We start from the raw sequence: 23652 nt of genomic DNA, 5'->3' as shown, positions 1-23652 counted from the left end.
GCGTGGCAACGATCCAGGACGTGGCGAAGGCGGCCGGAGTCTCGCCTATGACGGTGTCGAACGTGATCAACGATCATCCGAACGTGCGCAAGGCGACACGGGAGAAGGTCCTGGACGCGATGGCACGGCTCGACTACCGGGTCAACGTCGCCGCCCGCAACCTGCGCAAGGGCCGTACCGGAACCATCGGACTCGCCGTCCCCGAAGTGGGAACCCCCTACTACGGGCGACTGGCCACGACCATCATCGCTGCCGCCGAGCGGCACAACCTCCGGGTGAGCATCGAACAGACCGGTGCCTCACGCGAGAACGAGCTGGACGCACTCTCCCTCTCGCGCAACCTGTTGTACGACGGACTCATCCTCAGCGCCGCGGGCCTGGGCCAGGCGGACGCCGAGCGGCTCCGGGTGGACCACCCGGTCGTCATCCTCGGCGACCGCATCTTCGGCGGCCCCGTGGACCACGTCGCCATGCCCAACCAAGAGGCTTCCCGGGCAGCCACCCAGCACCTGATCGAACGAGACTGCCGGCGCATCGCAATTCTGTGCGGGGCGGTGGAGGAGGTCGACACCTCCAGCCTCCGGCTCACCGGCTACCGGCAGGCACTGGAGGAGGCAGGCCTGCCGGCGGACCCCGCGCTGATCCAGCAAGTGGACAGGCTCGGTCTGCACGAGGGCGCGCAACGTGCCCGGGAGATGGCGGAGAGCGGACTCGAATTCGACGGTGTGTTCTGCGTGACCGACTCCCTGGCCATGGGCGTGCTGCGGGGCCTTGCCGACGCCGGGATCCCGGTGCCCGAGCAGGTGAAGGTGATCGGCTTCGACAACGTCACGGAGAGCGAGTTCTTCATCCCCTCGCTCTCCACCGTCGACCCCGACCACGACGCCATGGCCGAACGCGCCGTCGCTCTTCTGGTCAAACGCATCGAGCAGACCGAGCCCCCGACCCGGCACGAAGAGCCGGTCAGCGACTTCACGCTGGTGATCCGGGAGTCGACCGGCGGCTGAGCCCACCGTGGAGAGGCGCCTGTTCCGGTGCCGCTCCTCCCTGAACCGCTCGCCCGGCCCGATCGCTTACTTCCGTCCGTCGCATCACTCCGCGGCGCTCGAAACCCTGCCTATAAGGACGACCCCTATGAACCCAACTTCCAGCGCCCCGCTTTTCCGGGACCCGATATATGACGGCGCCGCCGACCCGGTTGCCGTGTGGAACCGGCACGCCCGCGAATGGTGGATCGTCTACACCAACCGCCGCACGACAGCCCCCGGCCCCGGAGTCGCCTGGGTGCACGGCACCGACCTCGGCGTGGCCGCGTCGGCGGACGGCGGCCTAACCTGGACGTATCGCGGCATCCTCACCGGCCTGGACACCGAGTGGGGGAGGAACACCTTCTGGGCACCCGAGATCATCTGGCACGACGGCACCTACCACATGTACGTCAGCTACATCCGCGGCGTACCGGACTCCTGGTCTGCCCCCGCCCACATCCGGCACTACACCAGCCCCGACCTACTGGACTGGACGCATCACGGCGCCCTGGACCTCGCCTCAGACCGTGTCATCGACGCGTGCGTCTTCCCGCTGCCGGGCGGTGGCTGGCGGATGTGGTTCAAGGACGAGACCCTGGGCTCGATCACCTGCGCCGCCGACAGCGCCGACCTGTACCACTGGGAGCCCATCGGCCCGACGATCGACCATCGTCCGCATGAGGGCCCGAACGTCTTCGAACTCGGCGGTCATTACTGGATGCTCGTCGACGAGTGGCGTGGTCAGGGTGTGCTCCGGTCTGACGATCTGACCACTTGGGAACGCCAAGGGTTGATCCTGGACGGTCCGGGCAACCGATCTGACGACGGCACTATCGGTCTGCATGCCGACGTGGTCGTCCAGGGGGAGACGGCCTACATCCTCTACTTCACGCACCCGGGCCGCACGGACACCGAGGACGAAGGCACGACGGCCACCCGCCGGTCCTCGCTCCAGGTTGCCGCTGCGCGGGTGGTGGACGGTGTGCTGTGTTGTGATCGCGACGAGCCCGTCCTGCTCGAACTGGAGCCGGTCAGGAACTGAGAGCGTCGATCAGCACTTTGTGATCTCTTCGGCGGTGGCCATGCCGCCCGGTGCCGCGGTGGGCCCGAAGCCGACCGGCAACTGGCGTGGCAGGAGTGCCTCTCTCGCTGCCCGGTTGGATTCGGCATCCACGAGCTGCCATCACGTACCGTTCTTGCTGGAATTCCATGTCACGACATGCATGAAGCAGTCGGAAGGATCCTTTGCTCGGGAGACAGATTTGACTCTGCGCCGCTCCGTGCTGTGCTCGTCGCTCACCGCCTGCCTGCTGGCCTGCCTCACCGGCTGTGGTGCGGCGAACGCCGGCCTGCGCGTCGAGGGTCCGGCTCCGACCCGGATTCCGTGGACCGGACCGGTGTACGTCCTTGACTGGCGGTCTGCGACCTGGCAACGCCCGGATCTGATGGACCTCACGGACTCCACTGTTCTGGACCGGATGACCTGGCACGGCTGGGGCATGTCACGGGCCACCGCCAAGGGCTGGGTGATCGACCTGCCCTGCGCCTCGGGCTGCCCGCACGGGACGCTGCCCAGTTATCGGGTCGCGATCGTCTTCAGCGGTCTGGTGAAACGCCAGTACGCGGCCTACTACAGCAGGGCCGCCGTGACCCCGGTCCACCCGCCGGCGCCCGACTGGGCGGAGGACGTGAGTGCTGTGTCGCTCCACGTCCCCAAGGCTTGACAACGTTGTTGCACACCCTTGAGAGGACTCCCATGTACGACGTTCTCCTTGTCGAGGACGACGAGCTGATCCGCGAGGCCACCCGGCTCACGCTGGAGGAGCGCGGCTACCGCGTCCGTACGGCGGCCGACGGTGTGACCGGACTCGCCCTCTTCCGGGAGAGCGCCCCGGATGTGGCCGTGCTCGACATCATGCTGCCGGGGCTCAACGGGGTGAGCCTGGCGGGGCGGATCCGCGAGGAGTCCGGGGTGCCGGTGCTGCTGATCTCGGCCCGAAACGACCCGGTGGACGTGGTGATGGGGCTGGAGGCCGGTGCCGACGACTACGTGACCAAGCCGTTCGACGGCCCGGTCCTGGTCGCCCGCATTCGCTCCCTGCTGCGCCGCGCGACGCCCGCCGGGCCACAGCCCCGGGAAGCGCGGCCCGAGCCCCTGCGCTTCGGGGACCTGGCCTTCTGCCCCGTGACGATGGCCGTGTGGCGTGGCGCCGAGGAGGTGTCCCTCACCACGACCGAACTGAAGCTGCTGCGCGAGTTCGCAGCCTCACCGGGGACCGTGTTCACCCGCGATCTGCTCCTGGAGCGGGTCTGGGACTACGCATGGTCCGGCGACACCCGGGTCGTGGACGTCCATGTGCAGCGACTGCGTGCCAAGATCGGCCGGGAGCGCATCGAGACGGTCCGCGGCTTCGGCTACAAGCTGCGGGACTGAGCGGATGATCCGTCCGAACCTGGGGGCGAAGGCCGCTCTCGTCGTCGCCACCACGGCCCTGGTGGTGTCGATCGCGATCGGTCTTCTGGTGCACCACCTCACTGCCTCCGACCAACTCGCCACAGCCCGCACCGACCTGGACGGCCGACTGCTGAACGACGCCTACGACTACGCGGCCGGCCGCCAGTCGCCGGCCCGGATCAACCCCGCGGGCCTGCCCGGCCCGGTGACCCGGGCCGTACGCGCGAACGTGCGTGTGACCTATCTCCAAAGCGGCCGGCACCCCGTGCTGTGGGCGGCGACCCGCGTCTCGGACCGCGACGTGCTCGCGTTGTCGCGTTCGTACCGCCCCGAGGCGCGGGCCCTGGCCTCACTGGACCGGACACTGGTCTCCGTGGGCGGGACCGCGACGCTCGTGGTCTCCCTGGCCGGGCTGCTCCTCGGAGTACGGGTGGGCCGCCGTGCCACGGCCGCCGCGCGGACGGCGGAGCGCATCGCGGACGGTGAGCTCGATGCGCGCGTCGACCCGTGCGGCCGCGACGAGATCGCCCGCCTCGCGGCCTCCGTCAACGTCATGGCGGACGCGCTCGGCGCCCGGTTGGAGGCCGAACGCCGGGTCACGGCGGACATCGCGCACGAACTGCGCACCCCGGTCGCGGGCATGACGACGGCGGCCGGGCTGCTGCCACCGGGTCCCGCCACCGAGCTGATCCAGCGCTCGGTGCAGAGCCTGCGCGGGCTGGTCGAGGACGTGCTGGAAGTCGCCCGCATGGACGCCCAGGTGGTCGCACTGGAGACCGAGGAGCGGCAGATGAGCGCGATGGCTCGGCGGGCGGTAGCCGGGTTGGACCAGGTGGAGGTGCGGGTGTGGGCCGACGCGGTGGTGACGACGGACCCGCGCCGCGTCGAGCGCATCCTCGCCAATCTGGCCTCGAACGCGCTGCGCCACGGCGACCCGCCGGGCGTGGTCGAGGTGGACGGCCGGGAAGTCCGCGTCCGTGACCACGGCGGGGGTTTCCCGGCCGATGTCCTCGCGGTCCTGCACACCTCTGGCCCTCAGCGCTTCCGTACGACCGTCCCGGGCACCGGGACCGGGCTCGGCCTGACGATCGCGGCCGGCCAAGCCCGTCTGTTGGGCGCCGAGTTGGTCTTTCGCAACCACACGGACGGCGGCGCGGAGGCGGTGCTCACGCTTCCGGACAAGGGCTGAGGACGTCCGGTCCGATGACTGTGAACAATCTCGTTGACGATGGAGGGTCGTTACAGAGCCGAGGGACCACCGAGACGTTTGCTCCCTAATTTCCGTGTCAGCCCGAACGAGGGCCCTGTTCGGAGAGAAAAGGAACGAACGCCCCATGAGTGTCATCACCTTCCGCCGCCTGGCCGCGTCCGCCGCGCTGCCCACCCTGCTGGCCGGAGCGATCCTGGTCGCCACCGCGAACCCGGCGCAGCCGCACACCGCTCAGGCCGGTGCGGCCACGGCGACCACCCACCTGGCACAGCACAGTATCGAGCTGGCCGCGAACACCAAGGACACCTGGCACTCGCTGACCTGGAACGTGGACAGCGGCGTGTCCGCCTACCAGACGCTCATCTCCGAACTGCGCGACAGGGGCATCCAGGCCGGTGGCAACAGCCGGAACGTCGCGTCGAGCAGCAGCCGGACGGTCCGGGTCGACACTCTCAGCAACACGGCGAGCAGCCAGTACGTAGCCCTTCGGGTCGTCACGGGCAACACCCACGTCACCCTCGCCATCCGGCTGAGCGACCTCTACGTGGTCGGGTTTTGGTACCCGTCCCCGACCAACGCACGGACCTTCCACTACTACCCGATCGCTCCCACGGGCACTGCCCCGGCGTTCCCGTCCTCGGGCGTGGTCGAGACCTGGTCCAGCGTCACCACCGAGACCACCATGCTCGGCATGGAGAACTACAACGACCTGGCCAGGCGAGGGAACATCGCGCTCAACGCGGTGGGCATCAGCGCCAGCAGCCTGGAACAGTCCGTCCGCGACCTCGCCACCGGCGGCTCGAACCGCGCGATGACCCAGAGCACCGCCCGCGCGCTGCTGCGCCTGATCATCGCGGTCTCCGAGGGCACCCGCTTCCGCCCGCTGGCAACCCAGGTGGCGGGGGCCATCAACAACGGCGGGACCTTCACCACAGGCGACCGGTATGTCGCCCTGATCCGTGATTGGGACAGCATCAGTACGGTCTACCGCAACCACCTGGACAACCCGAGCGACACCACGGGCCACACCCTCCAGGGCTGGGGCAGCGTCAACAGCGTAGCCACCGCCGCGGCCCTGCTTCTGGCGGCCATGGGCGCGGGATCGATGACCTTCCCCAAGACCGAGCTGTGACCCGGCCCTCGGTACGGCTGTAACGCCTACCTGGCGTCCCTCATCGATCTGATCCCGACGACATGGGGCCCTGCGGCCGCGATCCGCGGGGCCCCGAACCGTTCCTTGAAGAGCAGGGTGCCGATCGTCGCGCCCAGGCCGACCGACGTCGTCCGCTGCATCACCGACGTCAGCACGGAGTAGTGCGCAGGACGCCGTGATCCCCGTCTACCAGCAGGCCTTGACCCCGGTGTTCCGGGATGTGCTCGCTCTGTTCCCCATAGGCCTCGCACCAGCTCTCTTCCTCCCGGAGGAGAAGCCGGCCGACGGCAACGCCCCGAAACGGATCCGGCGACTCCAAGCGCCGGTGACGCGGGGCCTGATTCCAGTCAGAAAGCGGTGGCGAGGCGGAACTGAAGCCGGAGAGTGGTCGGGCCTGGCCGATCTACCCGATGCCCACGCGTTGTTAGTGCAGGAGCATGCGTCGATCGTGCAGGAGTCCCCATACCGGAGCACAGCGCACTCGGTGCGGCGGCACAGCCGCGACCTGACCGACAAGCGGAGGCGTGGTTCCATGCGGACGTTCGCCAATGTATCCCATCCCGCACGGGTGACATTCGGCTCCGGCACCGCCGACCGGCTCCTCGAAGAGGTGCGTCGGCTCGGCGGCTCCCGAGTGCTGTTGCTGTCCAGCCCGCCTCTCGCGGCGGCTTCCGCGAGGGTACGGGACGCGTTGCGGGGCATGGTGGCGGCGGAGTTCGACGGCGCCACCATGCACACGGCCTTGGACGTGACGGAACGGGCGCTCACCTTGCTGCGGGCGGCGGACGTGGACTGCATCGTGGCCGTGGGCGGTGGCTCGACGATGGGTCTGTCGAAGACGCTGGCTTTCCGCACGGACCTGCCGCAGGTGATCGTGCCGACCAGGTACGCGAGTTCGGGGGTGACCTCCGTGCTCGGCGAGACCCATGACGGGCGGAAAACCACGTAGTCGTCACCGCGGTCCTGCCCGAGAGCGTCGTCTACGACGTCGACTTCATGCGCACAACTGCCCTTCGCGATGTGGGTGACGAGCGGCGTCCACGCTCTCGCGCACGCCGTGGAGGCGCTGTACGGAGGACTACCAGGCGCACATGGCCTACGACCCGTCCGGGAGAGAGGAGCCGGAGCGACTCGTGTGCAGTAGCTTCTCCGACGGGCCCGTACCGACGCTGGCCGAGCAGCTCAACCCTCCAGCGCTCCTCCTGGCGGAAGACGACATCGTTGTGTGCGCCGGGCTGCTGCCTCAGCTCGAGCCCGACGACAGCGGCGCCGAGTATCCGTACTACGTCTATGACGCCTTCCGGACATGCGGGAAGTTGCTCGCCGATGACTGGAGCGGAGTCACGAAGGGGTCCCGCCCCGTCACCAGGACTTTCACTGACGAGAAGGGTTTTTCCGTACCCCAATTGCATGTCCTGTTCGGCAGCACCCGTTCGGGCCGCCTTGCGCTGCCCATCGCACAGCGGACGGCGAAGGCGGCCGAGGGGCACGGCGGCTTCGACGTCGAACTCGTCGACCTGGCCACGACCACCCTTCCGCGCCTCGACGAGCCGGCGCACCCGTGCACGGGGTCCGCGGAGTTCTTCTCCTTGTGCACGAACGACCTGACGCATACAGTCCGGGGCGTCAGCCATGGCGACGTGGAGGCCTTGTTCCCAAGGGTGTACCTGGAGAAGGGCAACCTCGGAGTGTCGCCCTTCGAGACGATCGACAGGGAAGGCATTGGCCCACTCGTGGCGGTGGCGAGGCCAGCCGCGAGATCGGCCCCGACCTCAAGCTCGGCGAGTACGACGGGGACCCGGAGCCGGTCCACTTCCTCCACGAGGCAAGCCACGGCCACGTCCCCGCCTCGCCGTTCCCCATCTCGGTGGGTTGCCTGAAGCGGGCCGAACGGCGACGCAGTCGGCGTGCAGCGATCACCCCTGACGTCTCCCGGCAGGAAGCCGACACGGTGACCGGCGTTATCCTCGGCCTCCGTCGAACCACGGGACCGCTGTGCGGCCCCGCCCCTCAAGACCGATGGACGGCAGCCCCGGCACCAACGAAGAGCGGGGCACCCTGTGGGAGGGCGCCACCCGGGCTCCGAGGCGCCGCGTCCGACGCGAGTCAGCTCACGTCGTGCCGTGTATGCCGTGCAAGTCCTCATAGGCGCTCGGCCGTTGCTCTGGCGTGGTCAGAACTCCTCGTGAACCTCCGGATCGTGCCCGATACGCTGATGGCATCCGTCGCCGACGAGGCTGATCTCCTCCTCGGTGAGGGCGAAGCCGAACACGTCCAGGTTGTCGCGCCGGCGCTGGGGGTTGCCCGACCGCGGCACCGGGACGGTGCCGAGCTGGACGTGCCAGCGAAGGATCACCTGGGCCGGGGTGACACTGTGGGTTCGGGCGACACCGATGACACCACGGTCGTTCACCAGGCCGTTGCCGCGGCCCAGCGGGCTGTAGCAGACGGTGGCGATGTCGCGCTCGGCATGCAGGGCGCGCAGCTTGTCCTGCGGGAACCCCGGGTGCATCTCGATCTGGTTGACGGCGGGCAGTACGCCGGTCTCCCTTTCGAGACGAGTGAGCTGGTCGGCGGTGAAGTTCGAGACGCCGATCGAGCGGACCAGGCCGTCGTCGCGGAGCCTGATCATCGCCTTCCAGGACTCGATGTAGCGGTCCAGACGCGGCAGTGGCCAGTGGATGAGGTAGAAGTCGACGTATTCCAGGCGCAGTCGGCGGCGGGACTCCTCGAAGGCGGCGAGCGTCTCCTCGTAGCCGTGGTCGCGGCCGCGCAGCTTGGTCATGACGGCCACCTCGTCGCGGGGCACGTCGGAGGCGGCCACGGCCCGGCCGACGCCGCCCTCATTGCCGTAGCTGGCACCCGTGTCGACCAGGCGGTAGCCGGTGCGCAGCGCCTCGGTCACGGCCCGCTCGGTCTGTGCGTCGTCCATGGGGGCGGTGCCCAGGCCGAGGGCGGGAAGCGAGCCGCCGTCGTTGAGTATGCGGTGGGGGGCGGTGGCCACGAGGTCGGCCTTCCTGTTGTCGTGCACGATTGTCGGTCCGCTGGGGTGATGAGCCGCCCGCCGGTTTCAGTCACGGTCCAGCTCGTAGCCGAGGCTGTCGAGGACCTCTTCGCAGATGCGGTCCTCCTCGCCCCGGGCCCCCGACATGCCGACGCCTCCGATCACCCGGCCGTCCCGCCGGACGGGGATGCCGCCGTCACCGGGTACGACCGGGTGGGGACCGAGCTGGGAGAGCTGCATGAGAAGGACGGGCCTGGTCTGCTGCCAGGCGTCGAGCCTGCGGGTCGGGGTCTCCATCACGGCGGCGGAGTACGCCTTCGCCGTCGCGAGATGCAGCGTGAGGGACCGGACGTCCTCGGAGCGGCGGGCGCTGAGCACGGCGCCGTCGGCGTCGACGACGGCGATGCCGATCTCCTTGCCGATGGCCTCGGCCCGCTTGATCGCGGCAGCGATGATGTCGTCGGCGGCTGCGGCGGTGAGTGTCATGAGGGTGGTTCCTCCGGGGTCGGTGTGCGATGCGGCTTGGCCGGCGCGGGGAAGGAAAGGACGGTCCGTGAGCCGGCTCAGTCGCGCCAGAACGTGAAGTAGGTCTCGCCCAGGCCGCCGATGATGTCGTCGAACTCGTGGCCGACGCCGTCGACCTCGTGGAACTCGTGGGGCACGGCGAGCGAGGTCAGATGGGCGGAGAAGTCGCGCAGGGTGGGCGCGAGACGGTCGTCCCGGGTGCCGGACAACACACGGATCCGGCATGTCCGCCTGACCTCGGGGGCGTTGCCGAGGGCGAGTGTCCAGGGGCCCACGGCGTCGTAGTACTTCCGGTCTCCGAAGAAGGTGTTGGCGATCCGCTCCTCGGGTTCCTGCGCCATGTCCCTGAGGATCGAGGGGGCGATCGCGGAGATCCGCCCGAACAGCTTGGGGTACTTCAGCCCGAGGTGCAGGGCTCCGTAGCCGCCCATGGAGAAGCCCTCCAGGAAGCGGGCGTCGCGGTGGGCCACGGTCCGGTAGGTGGTGTCGACGTGCTGCACCAGGCAGTTGGCGACGCTCTGCTCGACCGGGCGGATCCCGTCCCGGGAGTCGACGTACCAGCCGACCGGGAGGGACTGCGGCAGGACGACGATGACCGGCGGGAGGGCACCGGACCTGATCGCTCTGTCGATGCGGGCCACGACGGGCAGCCCCTCACGGGAATGGGCGAAGCCGCCGTGCAGCCAGTAGAGCACCGGGAAGCGCCGCTCCGGCTCCTCGGCGTAATCAGGCGGTAGATAGATCTGGTAACTGCCCCGCGACGAGCCGTCGAAGCTTCGCGAGAACTGCGTGTAGGTACCGAACGTCGTCAGTTCCTGGTCCTCCCGGACCGGATCGATCCACTGCTGCTCGAAGATCGCGATTCTGTCCAATTTCATCTCCGTCGCGCTGTGATCCCTTCTCGGTAACTCTGCATAACCGCCTTCTTTTCGTCCACCGTTTCAGTGGTCACAGCTTGCGAAACCTTAGATTCACCAATGGGGAACTCTGGGTAATGGAACTGCCGTTGTTCTCGACCGGAACTGCGGAGATATCGCGGAAAATCGATGACAGGGAAAGAGGAACACGATTAGGTAGGGACATATCCCGTCGATGTCACCAGGAGAAAGAATGGCGACCGTGTCGCAGATCGGCCCGCAGGTGTCCGTCTTCGAGGAGGAGTGGATCGATCCCGTCCAGGAGGACCAGGAGCTGACCCGCTTCAGGGTCTACCGCCAGCCTTCGCGGGACGAGGAGGGGGCTGAGGGGAGCTACCAGATCTACCTCCCGCCCACCTACGCCTCGCAGCCCGGGCGGCGGTTCCGTGTCCTGTACTGGCTGCACGGCGGCTTCGCCCACTCCCGCCAGTGCGGCCCGGCGGTGGCGCGCATCGACCGGGCCATTCGGTCGGGACTGATGGACCCCGTCATCGTCGTCTCGCCCCAGGCGCTGCCGACGGGGTGGTACGTCGACTCCAGGGACGGCGCCCGCCCTGTCGAACAGGTCATCGCCGGCGACCTGGTGCGGCATGTGGACGCCACCTACCGGACCGTGTCCGGACCGGGCTCGCGCGCGATCGAGGGTTTCTCCATGGGCGGCTTCGGCGCCCTCCACCTCGGCTTCAAGTACCCCAAGCTGTTCGGGCAGGTGTCGGCGGTGGCCCCCACGGTGCTGCGCCGGCTCTCGCAGGAGCCCGAGGAACGGATCGCCGACACGTTCTTCGGTGACCAGGCGTACTACGACGCCGTCGCACCCTGGACCCTGCTGCGCGCCAACGTCTCGGAGATCCGCAAACACCAGAAGATCCGGCTGCTGGGGGGCGCGGAGGACGCACGGCCGGCGGCGGCGCTGCGTGAGCTGGGCGCCGAAGCGACGGAGCTGGGGGTCCGGCACGAGTTCCACGAGAGCGCCGGGGCCGGGCACGACTACGAGGACATCGTGGACGCCCTAGGCGACCGGTATGTCACCTTCTGGAACAGCTGACCGCGATACCAGTCCCCGTACGAACAACAGGAGGTGGGCATGCGGCTTGGACCGCTGAGCGAGACGGGTCCCGAACGGACGGCGGCGATCGAGCGGCTGATGAGCCGCCGAGGGGCGATCCGCGGGCCCTTCGCCGTGTGGGTGCGCAGGCCGGGGCTGTCCGATGTCATGGAACGCCTCGGCACGTACTGCACCTCGGAGTCCGCGCTGCCGCCACGCGTGCGGGAAGTGACATTGCTCGTGACCGCACGGCACTTCGACACCCCCCACTCGTGGAACGCGCATGTGGACGCCGCGGTGGCCGCCGGGACGGAGCCGGCCGCACTGCGACGCCTGGCCCGCCGCCGGGAACCGGACTTCAGCGATCCCTCGGACCGGCTCGTGCACCGATTCGTCACGGACCTGCTCGCCGGGCACGCCGTCGAGGACGACGTCTACGCGGCCGCGCTGGAGCGGTTCGGGGAGGGCGGCCTGATCGACCTCGTGGCATCCGTGGGCACGTTCACCCTGTTCGCGCTCGCCCTGAACGCCTTCCAGGTGGACCAGCCGGACAGCGGACCACCGGCATTCCAGGAACCCGGTGCAACCCGCGGCGCGGCGGAGGAATCGGAGGTACGGCGATGACGGCGCCCTGCACGGCTGGCGCGGGCCGTTCGGAGATCGGCCTGTCCCCGGAGGCGTTCCCCGTGGAAGGCTTCACCGCCGGACACGATCCCCTCCATGCCCGTACCCTCGTCCTCGACGACGGCCTGGTGCGCGTGGCGCTCGTCGCGCTGGAGCTGACGTCCGTCTTCGACGATCTCGTTGACGCCGTACGGGACACGGTCGCTGAAGAGGCCGGCGTGGAGCGGGGCAATGTCGTCGTCGCCGCGAGTCACACCTTCTCCGCACCGCACGTGTTCCCCGTCGCGCAGGCTGCCCGCTCCGCGGACCACGACGAGCGACGCAACGAGCTGGTGCGTGCGGCCGTCCTCGACGCCGTGCTGCGCTCGGTTTCGGATGCCCGGCGGACCATGCGGCCCGCGCGCGTGGGCGCCGGACGCGGCCGGTGCGACGTCAACGTCAACCGTGACGTGCCGACGGCCGGGGGCTGGTGGCTCGGCGCCGACGAGGCCGGGCCGTCCGACAAGACCGTGCAGGTCGTCCGTGTCGAGGAACCGGACGGACGCCCCGTCGCGATCATCGTGAACCATGCCGTCCAGTCCTCCGTGACCCTCGAAGCCCGCGCGCCGGGCGGAGGGCGGCTGGTCTCGGCGGATCTGGCGGGCGCCGCCTGCCGTCATGTGGAGAGCCGGTACGGCGGCGGCTCGGTCGCCTTCTTCCTCACCGGCGCGGCGGGCGATCAGGCACCCCGCCCTGCCGGAGACATCGACGCGTACGCCCGCGTGGACCTGCTCGGCGCGCAGCTCGGGGCGGAGGCGGTGCGGGTGTGCGAGACCGTCAGGTGCACCGACGCGCGGACTCCGGTGCGCGTGGTCCACGATCGCGTCGAGGTGCCGGCACAGGTGCCTCCCGCGAGCATGCGGGACCTGCGGCCCAGCACCGACCACCCCTTCCGCCCCGACGGCACGGCGGACGTACCGCTCGTCGTCGTGCGCATCGGCGACATCGCGATCGCCGGTCTCCAGGCCGAGCTGTCGAGCACGACCGGCACCGGCGTCAGAGAACGCTCCCCGTTCGCGCACACCCTGGTGGCGACCATGGTCAACGGCGCGGCCAAGTACATGGCCGACGTCACGGGCTACGACCGGATCACCTACGAGGCGATGAACTCCCGGTACGCCCGGGGAGCCGCCGAGACCGTCGCCGCCCGGATGGACCATCTGCTGACGGCACTGCGCTCGGGGCTGTGACGCCGGGCCTCACCGCTGTGCCGGACCGGGGGCCGGTGAGGGCCACAGGACCAGCGGGATGCGGTAGCGCAGTTCGTATCGGTCGCCCGGCAGTACCACGTTGGAGAACTCCACCAGCTCGTCCTTGGTGCTGTAGGTGGACTTCTTCACGACGATCACCGATGTTCCGGGGTCCAGGTCGAGGAGTTCCGCTTCCGCGGCGGTCGGCGGCCGGGCGGTCACCCGGTCGACGATCTCCTTCACCTCGATGCCGAGGACGTACAGCTGGTGCATGACGCCGCCGGGCCACGGTTCCCGTCCGCTGTCCAGCATGGCGGGATTGCGTGAGGCGACGTCGTACAGCATCCAGGAGTCGATGACGCTGATCGCCGCGCCCTCGTTCCTGGAACTCGTCCAGTAGTGGCGGTGCAGCATCCGTGTCGCCTGCGGTACCCCGAAGTGGCCGGCGATCTCCTGAGGTGCCTCGACCACCTCGAACTGTGCGTTGAAGTCGATCTGGGGTTTCCGCATCCCCGTCTCGTGCTCGACGATGCCGTCCGCCGCCCGCTGCGCCTCGGGGAGCCGGGCCCGGTCCTTCTCCCACTGGTAGCGGGCCTGGGGCTCGCGCATGATCGACCGGCGCAGGCGTCTGACGTAGGTGCCGCGACCTCGCACGATCCGCACGAGCCCCTCGGTCTCCAGCGCCCTGAAGGCCGCCTGGACGGTGGTGGTGGAGCCTGCTCCCTGGGCGGTCAGCTCGCGGATCTGCGGAAGGGCCTGTTCCTCGACCCACTCGCCATCCCGGATACGCTCCGCCAGCTCGTTGGCGAGCCGGCGCCATTTCGGCGTCATCTGGTCCTCCCCACGATGCGTTCCGTGGCCTCGATTGAAGCACAGAGCCTCGTAGTTCCGGAACTGTCGGGACGCTTTGAGGCAGTACCGCTACGGGCACTGCCTCGCGACGCCGGAGCGGCTACTCCGCTACCTCGACGGTCGTGACCAGTCGGCAGTCCGCGATCGATCGTCCGGCCCGGATCACGTAGCTGCCCTTGGCCACGGTCCAGGAGCCGGTTGCCTCGTCCCAGATCTCAAAGGTGCGCCGCGGGAGTTCGACGGTGACGGTGGCACGGGCGCCCGGGGCCGCCTCGGCGGTGGCGAACCCCGCGAGCCACTGTGCGGGCCGGCCGCTGTCCGCCTCGGCCGGAGCGGCGTAGACCTGCACCACCTCCCGGCCGGGACGGCTGCCTGTGTTGCGCACGGAGACGGTGACGCCGGTGCCGTCGGCCTCGACGGACTCGTACGCCCAGTCCGTGTAGCCGAGACCGTGGCCGAACGCGTACGACGGCTCGGCTCCTGCCCGTTCCCACGCCCGGTAGCCGATGAAGACGTCCTCGGCGTAGGTGAGCCGACCGTTCTCCGGCACCACCGCGGTGACGGGGGCGTCGGCCAGGGAGCCCCAGGTGGTGGGCAGACGGCCGCCGGGTTCGTGGACACCGGTCAGCACGTCGGCCAGCGCCGGGCCGCCCTCCTGGCCGGGGAACCAGCTCAGCAGTACGGCCGGGACATCCTCTCTCCAGGGGAGTTCGACAGGGGCACCCGCGTTGACCACCACCACGGTGTTCGGATTCGCCGCGGCGACGGCCCTGACCAGGTCGTCCTGCCGTCCGGGAAGGCGCAGGTCGCTCCGGTCGAAACCCTCGGACTCGATCCGGTCCGTGGTGGCGACCACGACGACGGCCGTGTCCGCGGCCCGTGCAGCTGCGACCGCCTCCGCGATGAGTTCTTCCTCGTCCCGCCGCGGTTCCTGGTGGGCCAGGGCGAAGCCGACGGCCTTGCCGGGCAGGTCGTCGGGGACCGAGACGGTGTGGACAAGACGGACCTGCACCGCACGGCCCGCGGTCAGCGCCACGTCCGCGTGGCGAACGGGCGCACCGAAGAAGGCTTCGAACGGGTCGTCTCCGGCGCTGTGCTGCACGCCGTCGAAGCAGATGGTTCCGTCGACCGTGAGCGTGAAGGCGCCGAGTCCTCTGACACCGAAGGCGTGGAGCCCGGTCTCACGAGGGGTGAGGGTGCCCGTCAGCGTGACCGAGTGAAGGGTCTCGTAGCTCACCCCGGCGGGGAGGTCCGAGCCCATCCACTGGATCGAACCGCCCGGGGCCGAACCGGTGCCGATCACCCGGCCGTCGGCGTCGTGGCACACCGCGCGCAGCTCGATCCCCTGGCCGCCGACGGTGACGTCCTGATGGGGATCGGCGCCTACCGTGTAGCTCAGCGCCCCCTCGGGGAGCACCGAGGCCAGGGCGTCGAGCGGGGAGATGATGTCGGCGGGAAACACCGTCGCGGAACCGCCGCCGAGTATCCGCGGCTCCCGGGCAGCGGCGCCGATCAGGGCGACCGAGCCCTGCCGCAGCGGGAGCACACCGCCCTCGTTGCGGAGCAGCACGAAGGAGCGGCGGGCGATCTCGCGCGCGACCCGCCGCCCGTCCACCTGGGCCGGCGGCGTAGGTACCGCCGACTCGACGCCCTCCAGCACTCCGACGCGAGCCGCGAGCCGCAGGACGTTGCGGACGGCCGCGTCCACCGTCTCCTCGCCGACCCGCCCGTCACGGACGGCACGGGCCAGGGCCTCGCCGTACACCGTGCGCGGCCCAGGCATGGCGATGTCCAGGCCGGCCTCGATGGAGCCCACGGTGTCGAGCGCACCGGTCCAGTCCGAGATGTTGACGCCGTCGAAACCCCACTCACCGCGCAGGACGTCGTTGACCAGACGGCCGTTCTCGATCATCCGGGTCCCGTTCACCGCGTTGTAGGCGGTCATGAGCCCCCAGGGGCGGGCGGCGGCCACGATGACCTCGAACGGTGCCAGGTAGAGCTCGCGCAACGCCCGCTCGGACACGATGTTGTCAACGGTGAACCGGTCCGTCTCGGCGTCGTTGGCCACGAAGTGCTTCAGCACGGTCGCGACGCCTCCGGACTGCACGCCACGGACGTAGCCCGCGCCGATGAGGCCCGCGAGGCGCGGATCCTCGCTGTACAGCTCGAAATGACGGCCGCCCAGCGGGGAACGCTGCATGTTCACCGTCGGGGCGAGCAGCACGTGGACGTGCTTGCGGCGGGCCTCCTGTGCCAGCACCGCTCCGGCGCGCTCGGCCAGAGCGGGGTCCCACGTCGCCGCGAGAGCGGTGGGCGAGGGCAGGGCCACGGACGGATCGTCGGCACTCCAGCGCACGCCGCGCACACCGATCGGGCCGTCGGACATGACGACCGGCTTCAGGCCGATCGCGGGCAGTGCCGGCAGACTCCACATGTCCTCGCCGGCGAGAAGGCGCGCCTTGTCGTCCAGATCGAGTTCGGCGAGAGCCTGTTCGACGGCGGCCTCGCGCCTGTCGTCCTGCTCGTTGACCGCTGTCCGCTGTCCCATGGCAGTTTCTCCTTTCGGCAGGGCATGGGGCGGCCCTGCCTTCGTGCTGTTCGTGGCGGTGTTCGCGTGGCCCGGTCTGCTCCACACCGTGTGGTGTGGAGCAGACCGGGCCACGCAGCGGAGCAGGGAACGAATCACTCACGCCTTCTCAAGCGGTGGCGTGGCCGCGGACAGCGTGGCCGCCTCGGCCCCGCTCCCGGAATCGCCGTGGCGCGTGAGACGGGGAATCCACAGCAGACCGACAGCGGCCGCCAGCACGCTGAGCCCGGACAGGACAAGCATGAGCGTGGTCGGCGATCCGGTGGCCAGCGCCGGAGTCAACAGGCTGAAACCCGCCGTTGCGAACCGCGCCACCCCGTACGTGAGTCCCTGAGCGGTGCCCCTGATCTCGGTGGGAAAGATCTCCTGCGTCCACACCTTGTAGATACCCTCGCCCGCGCAGGGGCTGCCGATGCTGATGATGACCATCATCACGACCACGGACCAGAGGCTGAAACCGGCGATCACGCAGACCAGGGGGCCGAGCACCAGCGTCACCAGACCGAGCGCGAACACCGCGCCGCGCCCCGGAGTGTCGACCAGCCGTTGGAACAGCAGGGCGGCGGCCACCGAGACGAGCACGCCCAGCAGACCCACCACGGTCGCGGTGCGGGTCGTCGAGTGCGACAGCGTGGTGATCAGGTAGGTACTGAACTGGCCGACCGTGTTGGGCGTCATGGCGGTCGCCACGTAGAACAGGGCGGTGGCCACCATCGCGACGCCGGACGTCTGGCTGAAGACGGCCTTGAGGTTCCGCCGCTCCGCCGCCCGGGGCAGTGCACATGCCTTCTCCCAGGCAGCCGACTCGTCCACCTTGCGGCGCAGGATCCACACCACTATCGCGACGACCAGCGGGTGGACGAACAGCAGACGGGCGCCCAGCGCACCCATGTCCGCGACGACGAATCCGATGATCTGCGTGACGACGACGCCCGCCAGGAGCAGTGTCTGGCAGTAGGCGACCGCCGAACCGCCCTGGCCGTCGTCAGCCTCCTCGAAGACCAGAGCCAGTGATGTCGGGACGTCGGCACCCATGGCCAGTCCGGTGACGATGACGCCCGTGAACAAGGTCGCCTGATTCGGGGAGAGCACGATGATCAGCGCGCCGGCCGCGTACACGAGAAGGTCCACCGAGTACACCGCCCGCCGACCGAAGAGGTCGCCGAGCCGTCCGCCGATGACGGCGCCGGTTGCGAAGCTCAGTTGCAGGGCAGCGACCAGCGCGCCGATTCCCCAGGCGCTGATGTGCAGTTGGTCCCGGAAGAGCACGACTGCGGTGCCGAGACTGACCAGGGTGGTGCCATCGATGTAGGAAGCCATGCCGCCGAGAGTGGCGGTGTACTTCCGGCGGGGCAGCGGCGGAGAATCTGTCATTTCTCAGGCCTTCACTTCTTTGTGAGTCGAACGGTTCAAAGTAGAGCGCCTTGCGTCGGCACACCAGACCTACGGGCGGAAGACGGTGGAGTGCTTCGTGGGCGACAGGCTGCCTTATCCGAGTGACCAGTCGGAGAAAATCTCCCGTAGTCCGATACGGCAGTCCCGCATTCCGTATTCATGGTTCCGGGTCTGGTTCCGGGGAGCGTGGCTTCTTCGGGGTTGAGTGATTCACGTGCGGATGACTCTGGTGTCGCTCAACTCTGCGGAGACACCACGTTTACGTCCAGCGTCCGGAGGGGGATGTTTCGCGAACTCTAAGGTTTCACGCCAACGCGGGTTGCTCATCTGGATGAAGCCTCTGACCTGGCAAGATGCAGTCGCGTGTGCGAGATTTCGGATCAAGCACCCGCTGGAACTGCGCACCTGATCCGGAGGAACTGCAGCGATGGAAATAGGGCACCGCATTCGACCTCGTACAGTCGCACGCTTGCTCCGGAATCAGAACTGCCGGCCACCCGGAGTGGAACTGCGGCATGCATCGCGCTTGGGCCTGCTTGGTAGGCTTGCATCTGGCTCGCGACAGTTGCAGACTCGACGGAGTTAATGCTTCCCGTACTGGCTGAGCAGAGCACCTAGGTGTCTTCGAGAGAGCATCCGACTGTTCTGAATTCCATCCCGCACGGGATGGAATTGAAGCAGGCTGCAGGACTTGACTGTTTTTTCAGGAGAAATTAATGAGCGCGGTGCTGGAAACTGTACGGACGGCCGACGGAACGGTGAAAGGTGTGCCCGCGCGCCTTCCCTCGGTGACCGTCTTCAAAGGGATTCCCTATGCCGCGTCGACCGCGGGAGACGGCCGCTGGCGCCCCCCGCTGCCCACAGCGCGTTGGGAGGGCGTGCGGCTGGCGGACACCTTCGGCGACGTCTCTCCGCAGGCGGAGGACACCGAAGGGGTGGCCAAGAGCGAGGACTGCCTGAACCTGAACGTCTGGACAGCCGCGACCGACCCGGGTGAGCGCCGTCCGGTACTGGTCTGGGTACACGGTGGGCGGTTCCTTTTCGGACACGGCTCGAGTTCCCACTACGACGGCTCCTCCATGGCCGGCAAGGGCATCGTCGTCGTCACCATCAACTTCCGCACAGGCGTCTTCGGCTTCCTGGCCCACCCGGAGCTCAGCCGGGAGTCCGGCCACGACGCGTCGGGGAACTACGGGCTGCTCGACGTCATGGCCGCGCTGCGATGGGTGCGGACCAACATCGCCGCCTTCGGCGGGGATCCCGCCCGCGTGACCGTCGCCGGACACTCGTCCGGTGGCGCGACTGTGATGGACCTCGTCTACTCGCCCCTCGCGAAGGGACTCTTCGATCAGGCCCTGGTCCAGAGCGCGGCCCTGTTCCCGAGGGACCCGGCGATCGGCACACTGTGCCCCTCGCACCGGACCAAGGACGGAGCGGAGCGCGGCGGCGTCGCCTACGCCGCGGAGCGGGGCGCCACGACGCTCCAGGAACTCCGCGCGCTCCCCGTGGAGAAGCTGCTGGAGGGAAGCGGCGCCGACGACACCGACGTTCCGGGGAATCCTCCCCCGCCCCTGTTCCGCCCCGTCATCGACGGATGGGTACTCCCGAAGAACTACTGGGAGACCCTCGACAGCGGTTCGCAGAACGACGTCCCGATCCTGACCGGCAACAACCTGGACGAGAGCGGCGCGAAACCGCGCCAGGAGATCACTCTGGCCGACTACGAATCCAGGGCCAGGGAGAAGTACGGCGATCTGGCCGACGAGTTCCTCCGCCTCTACCCCGCAACGACCGATGCCGAGGCAGGGGACCAGCTCAACGCCTCCCTCCGCGAAGCCACGCGCGTGTCGACGTACCTGTGGGCGGGGAAGTACGGCGAAACGGCGGCCAGCCCCGTGTTCACCTACTACTGGACCCATGCGCCGGCGGGTGAGGAGGATCGCGGGGCGTACCACGGCTCGGAGATCGACTACATCTTTGACAACCTGCACGTGGACGACAGGCCGTACACCGCAACGGACCGGCAGATCGCCACCACCTTCTCCGACCACGTGGTCAACTTCGTCGCTCACGGACATCCGGACGGGCCCGGCCAGGGCCGGTGGCTTCCGGTGGACCCCGACTCCCCGACCACACTGCGTATCGGCGACTCGTGGGCGAGGATGACCTTGACCGACGACCCGCGACTTGACTTCATCGGGCGATTCTTCGCCGGCCGGAATCCCTGGTAGAGCCAGTCCGGCCGGGAAGAGAGAAGTTCCTTGCGCGCTTGCCGGCCATGAATCGCCCGGCACGGGCGATGAGCAGCGTACCTGCGGAATACCGCTGCGCATTCCGCACGGGTGCCGCTGCCCCGCACAGGGACGGCGGAATTCGCCGTTCAACGGTCGGCGCGCCACAATTTCCGTCACCAGCGGCGACACTGCTCTTGTCAATCGGCAATTGAGTGGCCGCATGCCTTCGGGTAGCTGTGCCGACAGGTCGGAATGAGTGACTTGCGCGCACCCAGAGCATTGCATGAGAACTGCGGCACCACTATGCCGTGTTAAGGAGAAAGAAACTGTGAAGTACAGGGGCATCAAGCGCAGGAACGTGGTCGTGGGGATGGGGGCCGCGGCGGGCGTTGCAGGAATCGGCGGTGTCGCGTGGAGCGCGCAGGCCGAGGAGGGGACATCTGCAGGTGAGGACGGCGGCGCGAGTGCCTCCGGCGCTCTGGTCTTCGACAAGGACGACTACGCGGTCTTGACCACGACGATCAGTACCGAGGACGGCGACAAGGAGGTCAAGTACCGCTTCTACAAGGCCATTACCTACGTCACCAACCCGGTCGACGAGGCCTACCAGAGCCTGACCGTGAGCGTCCCGGTCGAGATCGACGGCAAGGCCGTGGACGCAACCGACGCGCCGATTCTCTTCGCCAACTCGGTGGCTGGCTTCCTGCCGGTGAGCGTGAAGGACGCTACCGGCGTGAACCTCATGGGAGGGAGCGGCACGGGGGGTCTCGGCACCTCGCCGGGCTCTTCCGCGAGTGTCGCACCGAGTGCGAGCGCCTCGACGTCCGGCGGCACCGGCGGGGCGACCTCCGGCAGTGGCGGGAAGCCGAATGACAACCTGCCCGAACTCGGCCTCGCGGCCGGGTATGTGGTCGTACAGCCCGGATCCCGCGGCCGCACTCTGAAGAACTCCGAAGGCGTCTACTACGGCACTGCACCCGCGGTCATCGTGGACCTCAAGGCCGCGGTCCGCTATGTCCGCTTCAACAAGGGCCGCATCCCCGGCGACACCGAGCGGATCATCTCGACCGGCAGCAGCGCGGGCGGTGAGGTGTCCGCCCTGCTCGGCGCGTCCGGCGACAGCCCCCTGTACGACTCCTACCTCAAGGAGCTGGGCGCCGCCGACGTATCCGACGCGGTCTTCGCTACCGGTGCCTGGTGCGCCATCGTCGACTTGGAGAACGCCGACGGCGCCTACGAATGGAACTGGGGCGACCTGGCGGCGGAGAGCACCGGCGAGAGGGTCGACGAGACCGAGTCCAGGGAACTGATCAGTCAGTTCGTCGACTACCAGGCCTCCCTCCGTCTCAAGGGCCTGAACGGTTTCGGCCCGCTGACCGCCCGCAACTACGATCAGTACCTGCTGCAGACCTACCTCCAGCCCGCGGCCACCACCTACCTCAAGGGACTCTCGGCGGCCGAGCGAACGGCCTACCTCGCCGACAACACCTTCATCACCTGGAACAACGGGCAAGCGACCTTCACCTGGGACGGTTACCTCGCGCACGTGGGCTCCCGGAAGAAGAGCCTCCCCGCGTTCGACGGTTTCGACCTCTCGGTGGACATCAACGCGCTGGACACCAACAACGAGTTCGGTCTGGGCACCACCGTGGCGCGGCACTTCACCGAGTACAGCCAAAAGCGCGACGCGTCGGGCACCGCCGGCAAGCGCCTCGAGAGTGACATCCCCGGGAAACTCAGGCTGATGAACCCGATGTACCACCTTCGGAAGGGCAATCCGAGCCGGTCCAGGCACTGGTGGATCCGCCTTGGCACCATCGACACATACACGTCGCTGACGGTCTCCGCGAACCTCGCGGCCACCGCCCACGGACTCGGCGACGACGTGAACCACACCATGTACTGGGACCAGGGCCACGCCACCAACATCGACCCGGGGGAGTTCATGAAGTGGATCGCCGAGGTGACGGGCTACAGGGGCTGACCTAGCTGTGGTGGAGCCCGTCGTGGCGAGGACGGCGTGCTGCTCGGGCGAGGTGGCGGGTGCGCATGTGGTCGTGAGGGTTCGAGGCGGGCGGCCGGGCTGTGCCGGACGTCGGTCTGGGCGCGCTGGACTGTCAACCCCAAGTATCTTGGGTCTGGCAGGAGTTGTCGTGCCGTGCCTGTCGAATCGGGGTCATCGAAATCTCCGTACGCTGTACGGATGATGCCCAGACGCGAAGGCCGGCACGAAGCACTTGGTCGCGAGCGGGTGCTGGCGGTAGTCCCGCGCTTCACTCGGAGCGTCTACAGCAACTTCGCACGCTGGGAAGCCGACGGCATCTTCGACCAGCTGACCAGGCTCCTATGCGGCAGAGACCGCCAGGCCGAAGGCCGCAGGAGCGAGCCCGGCGCCTGCCCGATCGGCAGCGTGAGCATCACGACCTCCGCCCCCCTTGACCAGCCAAGGCCGCACGCGACATCGCCATCACCAAGGCCTGGTCCGACTGGTCCGACGACGGCTACAAAGCCAAGGCCGTCGAACACGCCGACCGCCGCGGCATCGACCTGGAAATCGTCCAACGCAGCCGTCACCTGCGGTTTCCACGTCCAACCCTGTCGCTCAGCCACCGTGATCCAACTAGTCGCCAGCAACTTCATGACCTGCCGTCTCACCCACGAGACCATCCCGACTGGCGCGACAGCCAAACCAGCAGACGGGACAACCAAACGCCTCACTAAAGGCGTGCCACGGGCAGGAGCCGGAGCAGTACGTCGTCCACGATATGAGTGACGAACGTGTCGTCGACAGGCTCCTGCCACAGCACGCGATGCAGGAGCATCGGCATCGCGATCTCGTCCACCAGCGTCATGTCCGTGCGTGCCGGGAGTTCGCCCCGTGCGATGGCCCGTTCCAGGGGGAGTCGTCCGACCGCCTGTCCGGGTTCGCGGACCTGCGACGCGACCGTGCGCATCAGTTCGTCGTTCCGCCGGGCCGCGGCGAGCAGCGCGACCACGAGGTCGGCGTCCCTGGTCAGTTCCTTGGCGACCAGGCTCAACAGTGCCAGGAGGTCGCCCCGCAGCGTGCCGGTGTCGCCCGAGTCCTCGAGTTGCTTGGTGTTGTGCCGGACGGCGTCGACGACCATGGCGGCCTTCGAGTCCCAGCGTCGGTAGAGCGTGCCCTTGGACGCCCTGGCCTCGGCGGCGATGTCGTCGATCGTCACGCTGTCGTATCCCCTACGGGCGACCAGATCGAGGGCGACGTCGCGGATCTCGGCCGAACGGGGATCGTCGGCTTCGGGTTTCCAGGGAGTCGATCCCTCCGAACGGCGCCGCGATCGTGCGTTCACCATGTCTGAGTTCATCCTTCCAAAGCATTCTGGGCAACATTGAGGGTAACGAAGAATGCACACCG

General features: G+C 68.6%; 22 protein-coding genes. 13 read left to right on the top strand and 9 right to left on the bottom strand.

Annotation, left to right across the window (positions count from 1 at the left end):
- Positions 1 to 2: 2 nt before the first annotated feature.
- From ACQHII_RS08925 to ACQHII_RS08900, 6 genes are all read left to right on the top strand, one after another.
- Positions 3 to 1007, top strand: coding sequence for a LacI family DNA-binding transcriptional regulator (locus ACQHII_RS08925; protein ID WP_427918757.1), 1005 nt, complete (start codon positions 3 to 5; stop codon positions 1005 to 1007).
- Positions 1008 to 1134: 127 nt separating this feature from the next.
- Positions 1135 to 2070 carry a glycosyl hydrolase gene (locus ACQHII_RS08920; RefSeq protein WP_427918756.1) on the top strand — a complete coding sequence of 312 codons (936 nt, stop codon included), beginning with the start codon at positions 1135 to 1137 and terminating at the stop codon, positions 2068 to 2070.
- Positions 2071 to 2290: 220 nt separating this feature from the next.
- Entirely contained in the window at positions 2291 to 2752 is a 462-nt protein-coding gene (locus ACQHII_RS08915) for a hypothetical protein (protein WP_427918755.1), read from the top strand.
- Positions 2753 to 2784: 32 nt separating this feature from the next.
- Positions 2785 to 3462: a two-component system response regulator CseB gene (gene cseB, locus ACQHII_RS08910; RefSeq protein ID WP_427918754.1), complete on the top strand. Its 678-nt coding sequence runs from the start codon at positions 2785 to 2787 to the stop codon at positions 3460 to 3462.
- Positions 3463 to 3466: 4 nt separating this feature from the next.
- Positions 3467 to 4672 carry an ATP-binding protein gene (locus ACQHII_RS08905; RefSeq protein ID WP_427918753.1) on the top strand — a complete coding sequence of 402 codons (1206 nt, stop codon included), beginning with the start codon at positions 3467 to 3469 and terminating at the stop codon, positions 4670 to 4672.
- Positions 4673 to 4817: 145 nt separating this feature from the next.
- On the top strand, positions 4818 to 5825 hold the full coding sequence (locus ACQHII_RS08900) for a ribosome-inactivating family protein (RefSeq protein WP_427918752.1): 1008 nt from the start codon (positions 4818 to 4820) through the stop codon (positions 5823 to 5825).
- Positions 5826 to 5851: 26 nt separating this feature from the next.
- Here the strand turns inward: ACQHII_RS08900 and ACQHII_RS08895 are convergent, their stop codons facing one another.
- On the bottom strand, positions 5852 to 6001 hold the full coding sequence (locus ACQHII_RS08895) for a hypothetical protein (RefSeq protein WP_427925565.1): 150 nt from the start codon (positions 5999 to 6001) through the stop codon (positions 5852 to 5854).
- 413 nt (positions 6002 to 6414) lie between these two features.
- Here ACQHII_RS08895 and ACQHII_RS08890 point away from each other — a divergent pair, with 413 nt between their 5' ends.
- The gene (locus ACQHII_RS08890) at positions 6415 to 6795 is read left to right on the top strand and encodes an iron-containing alcohol dehydrogenase (RefSeq protein ID WP_427918751.1); all 381 of its coding nucleotides are present in this window, start codon (positions 6415 to 6417) and stop codon (positions 6793 to 6795) included.
- A 142-nt stretch (positions 6796 to 6937) separates the two neighbouring features.
- A complete protein-coding gene (locus ACQHII_RS08885; RefSeq protein WP_427918750.1) occupies positions 6938 to 7726 on the top strand; it encodes a hypothetical protein in 789 nt (262 codons plus the stop codon).
- Between the two features lie 293 nt (positions 7727 to 8019).
- On the opposite strand, the gene ACQHII_RS08880 is transcribed toward ACQHII_RS08885, so the two are convergent.
- The 3 genes from ACQHII_RS08880 to ACQHII_RS08870 form a co-directional block, all read right to left on the bottom strand.
- Positions 8020 to 8850, bottom strand: a complete 831-nt coding sequence (locus tag ACQHII_RS08880) for an aldo/keto reductase (protein WP_427925261.1) — start codon at positions 8848 to 8850, stop codon at positions 8020 to 8022.
- A gap of 66 nt (positions 8851 to 8916) precedes the next feature.
- Complete coding sequence (locus ACQHII_RS08875; protein ID WP_427918749.1) at positions 8917 to 9336, bottom strand: GlcG/HbpS family heme-binding protein; 420 nt, start codon at positions 9334 to 9336, stop codon at positions 8917 to 8919.
- A gap of 77 nt (positions 9337 to 9413) precedes the next feature.
- Positions 9414 to 10253 (bottom strand): alpha/beta hydrolase, encoded by an 840-nt coding sequence (locus tag ACQHII_RS08870; protein ID WP_427918748.1) that lies wholly within the window; start codon positions 10251 to 10253, stop codon positions 9414 to 9416.
- Between the two features lie 232 nt (positions 10254 to 10485).
- Between ACQHII_RS08870 and ACQHII_RS08865 the strand changes: the two genes are divergently transcribed.
- From ACQHII_RS08865 to ACQHII_RS08855, 3 genes are read left to right on the top strand one after another with little or no spacing between them, the layout of a single operon-like run.
- Complete coding sequence (locus tag ACQHII_RS08865) at positions 10486 to 11337, top strand: alpha/beta hydrolase (protein ID WP_427918747.1); 852 nt, start codon at positions 10486 to 10488, stop codon at positions 11335 to 11337.
- A 39-nt stretch (positions 11338 to 11376) separates the two neighbouring features.
- A complete protein-coding gene (locus tag ACQHII_RS08860) occupies positions 11377 to 11961 on the top strand; it encodes a carboxymuconolactone decarboxylase family protein (protein ID WP_427918746.1) in 585 nt (194 codons plus the stop codon).
- The gene (locus tag ACQHII_RS08855) at positions 11958 to 13190 is read left to right on the top strand and encodes a hypothetical protein (RefSeq protein ID WP_427918745.1); all 1233 of its coding nucleotides are present in this window, start codon (positions 11958 to 11960) and stop codon (positions 13188 to 13190) included. The genes ACQHII_RS08860 and ACQHII_RS08855 overlap by 4 nt, the downstream gene beginning before the upstream one ends.
- A 9-nt stretch (positions 13191 to 13199) precedes the next feature.
- Here the strand turns inward: ACQHII_RS08855 and ACQHII_RS08850 are convergent, their stop codons facing one another.
- The 3 genes from ACQHII_RS08850 to ACQHII_RS08840 form a co-directional block, all read right to left on the bottom strand.
- On the bottom strand, positions 13200 to 14021 hold the full coding sequence (locus ACQHII_RS08850) for a GntR family transcriptional regulator (protein ID WP_427918744.1): 822 nt from the start codon (positions 14019 to 14021) through the stop codon (positions 13200 to 13202).
- A gap of 121 nt (positions 14022 to 14142) precedes the next feature.
- Positions 14143 to 16590 carry a beta-glucosidase family protein gene (locus ACQHII_RS08845; RefSeq protein WP_427918743.1) on the bottom strand — a complete coding sequence of 816 codons (2448 nt, stop codon included), beginning with the start codon at positions 16588 to 16590 and terminating at the stop codon, positions 14143 to 14145.
- Positions 16591 to 16728: 138 nt separating this feature from the next.
- Positions 16729 to 18003 (bottom strand): MFS transporter, encoded by a 1275-nt coding sequence (locus ACQHII_RS08840; protein ID WP_427918742.1) that lies wholly within the window; start codon positions 18001 to 18003, stop codon positions 16729 to 16731.
- Between the two features lie 737 nt (positions 18004 to 18740).
- Here ACQHII_RS08840 and ACQHII_RS08835 point away from each other — a divergent pair.
- On the top strand, positions 18741 to 20255 hold the full coding sequence (locus ACQHII_RS08835) for a carboxylesterase/lipase family protein (protein WP_427918741.1): 1515 nt from the start codon (positions 18741 to 18743) through the stop codon (positions 20253 to 20255).
- Positions 20256 to 20628: 373 nt separating this feature from the next.
- Entirely contained in the window at positions 20629 to 22242 is a 1614-nt protein-coding gene (locus tag ACQHII_RS08830; RefSeq protein WP_427925260.1) for a subtype B tannase, read from the top strand.
- A gap of 302 nt (positions 22243 to 22544) precedes the next feature.
- Here the strand turns inward: ACQHII_RS08830 and ACQHII_RS08825 are convergent, their stop codons facing one another.
- Positions 22545 to 22898, bottom strand: a complete 354-nt coding sequence (locus ACQHII_RS08825; protein ID WP_427918740.1) for a hypothetical protein — start codon at positions 22896 to 22898, stop codon at positions 22545 to 22547.
- Positions 22899 to 22975: 77 nt separating this feature from the next.
- A complete protein-coding gene (locus ACQHII_RS08820; RefSeq protein ID WP_427918739.1) occupies positions 22976 to 23590 on the bottom strand; it encodes a TetR/AcrR family transcriptional regulator in 615 nt (204 codons plus the stop codon).
- Between the last annotated feature and the right edge of the window lie 62 nt (positions 23591 to 23652).

It is taken from the genome of Streptomyces sp. cg40, from assembly GCF_050320165.1.
Classification (GTDB): domain Bacteria; phylum Actinomycetota; class Actinomycetes; order Streptomycetales; family Streptomycetaceae; genus Streptomyces; species Streptomyces hokutonensis.
This window is presented reverse-complemented; position numbering and strand designations above follow the sequence as displayed.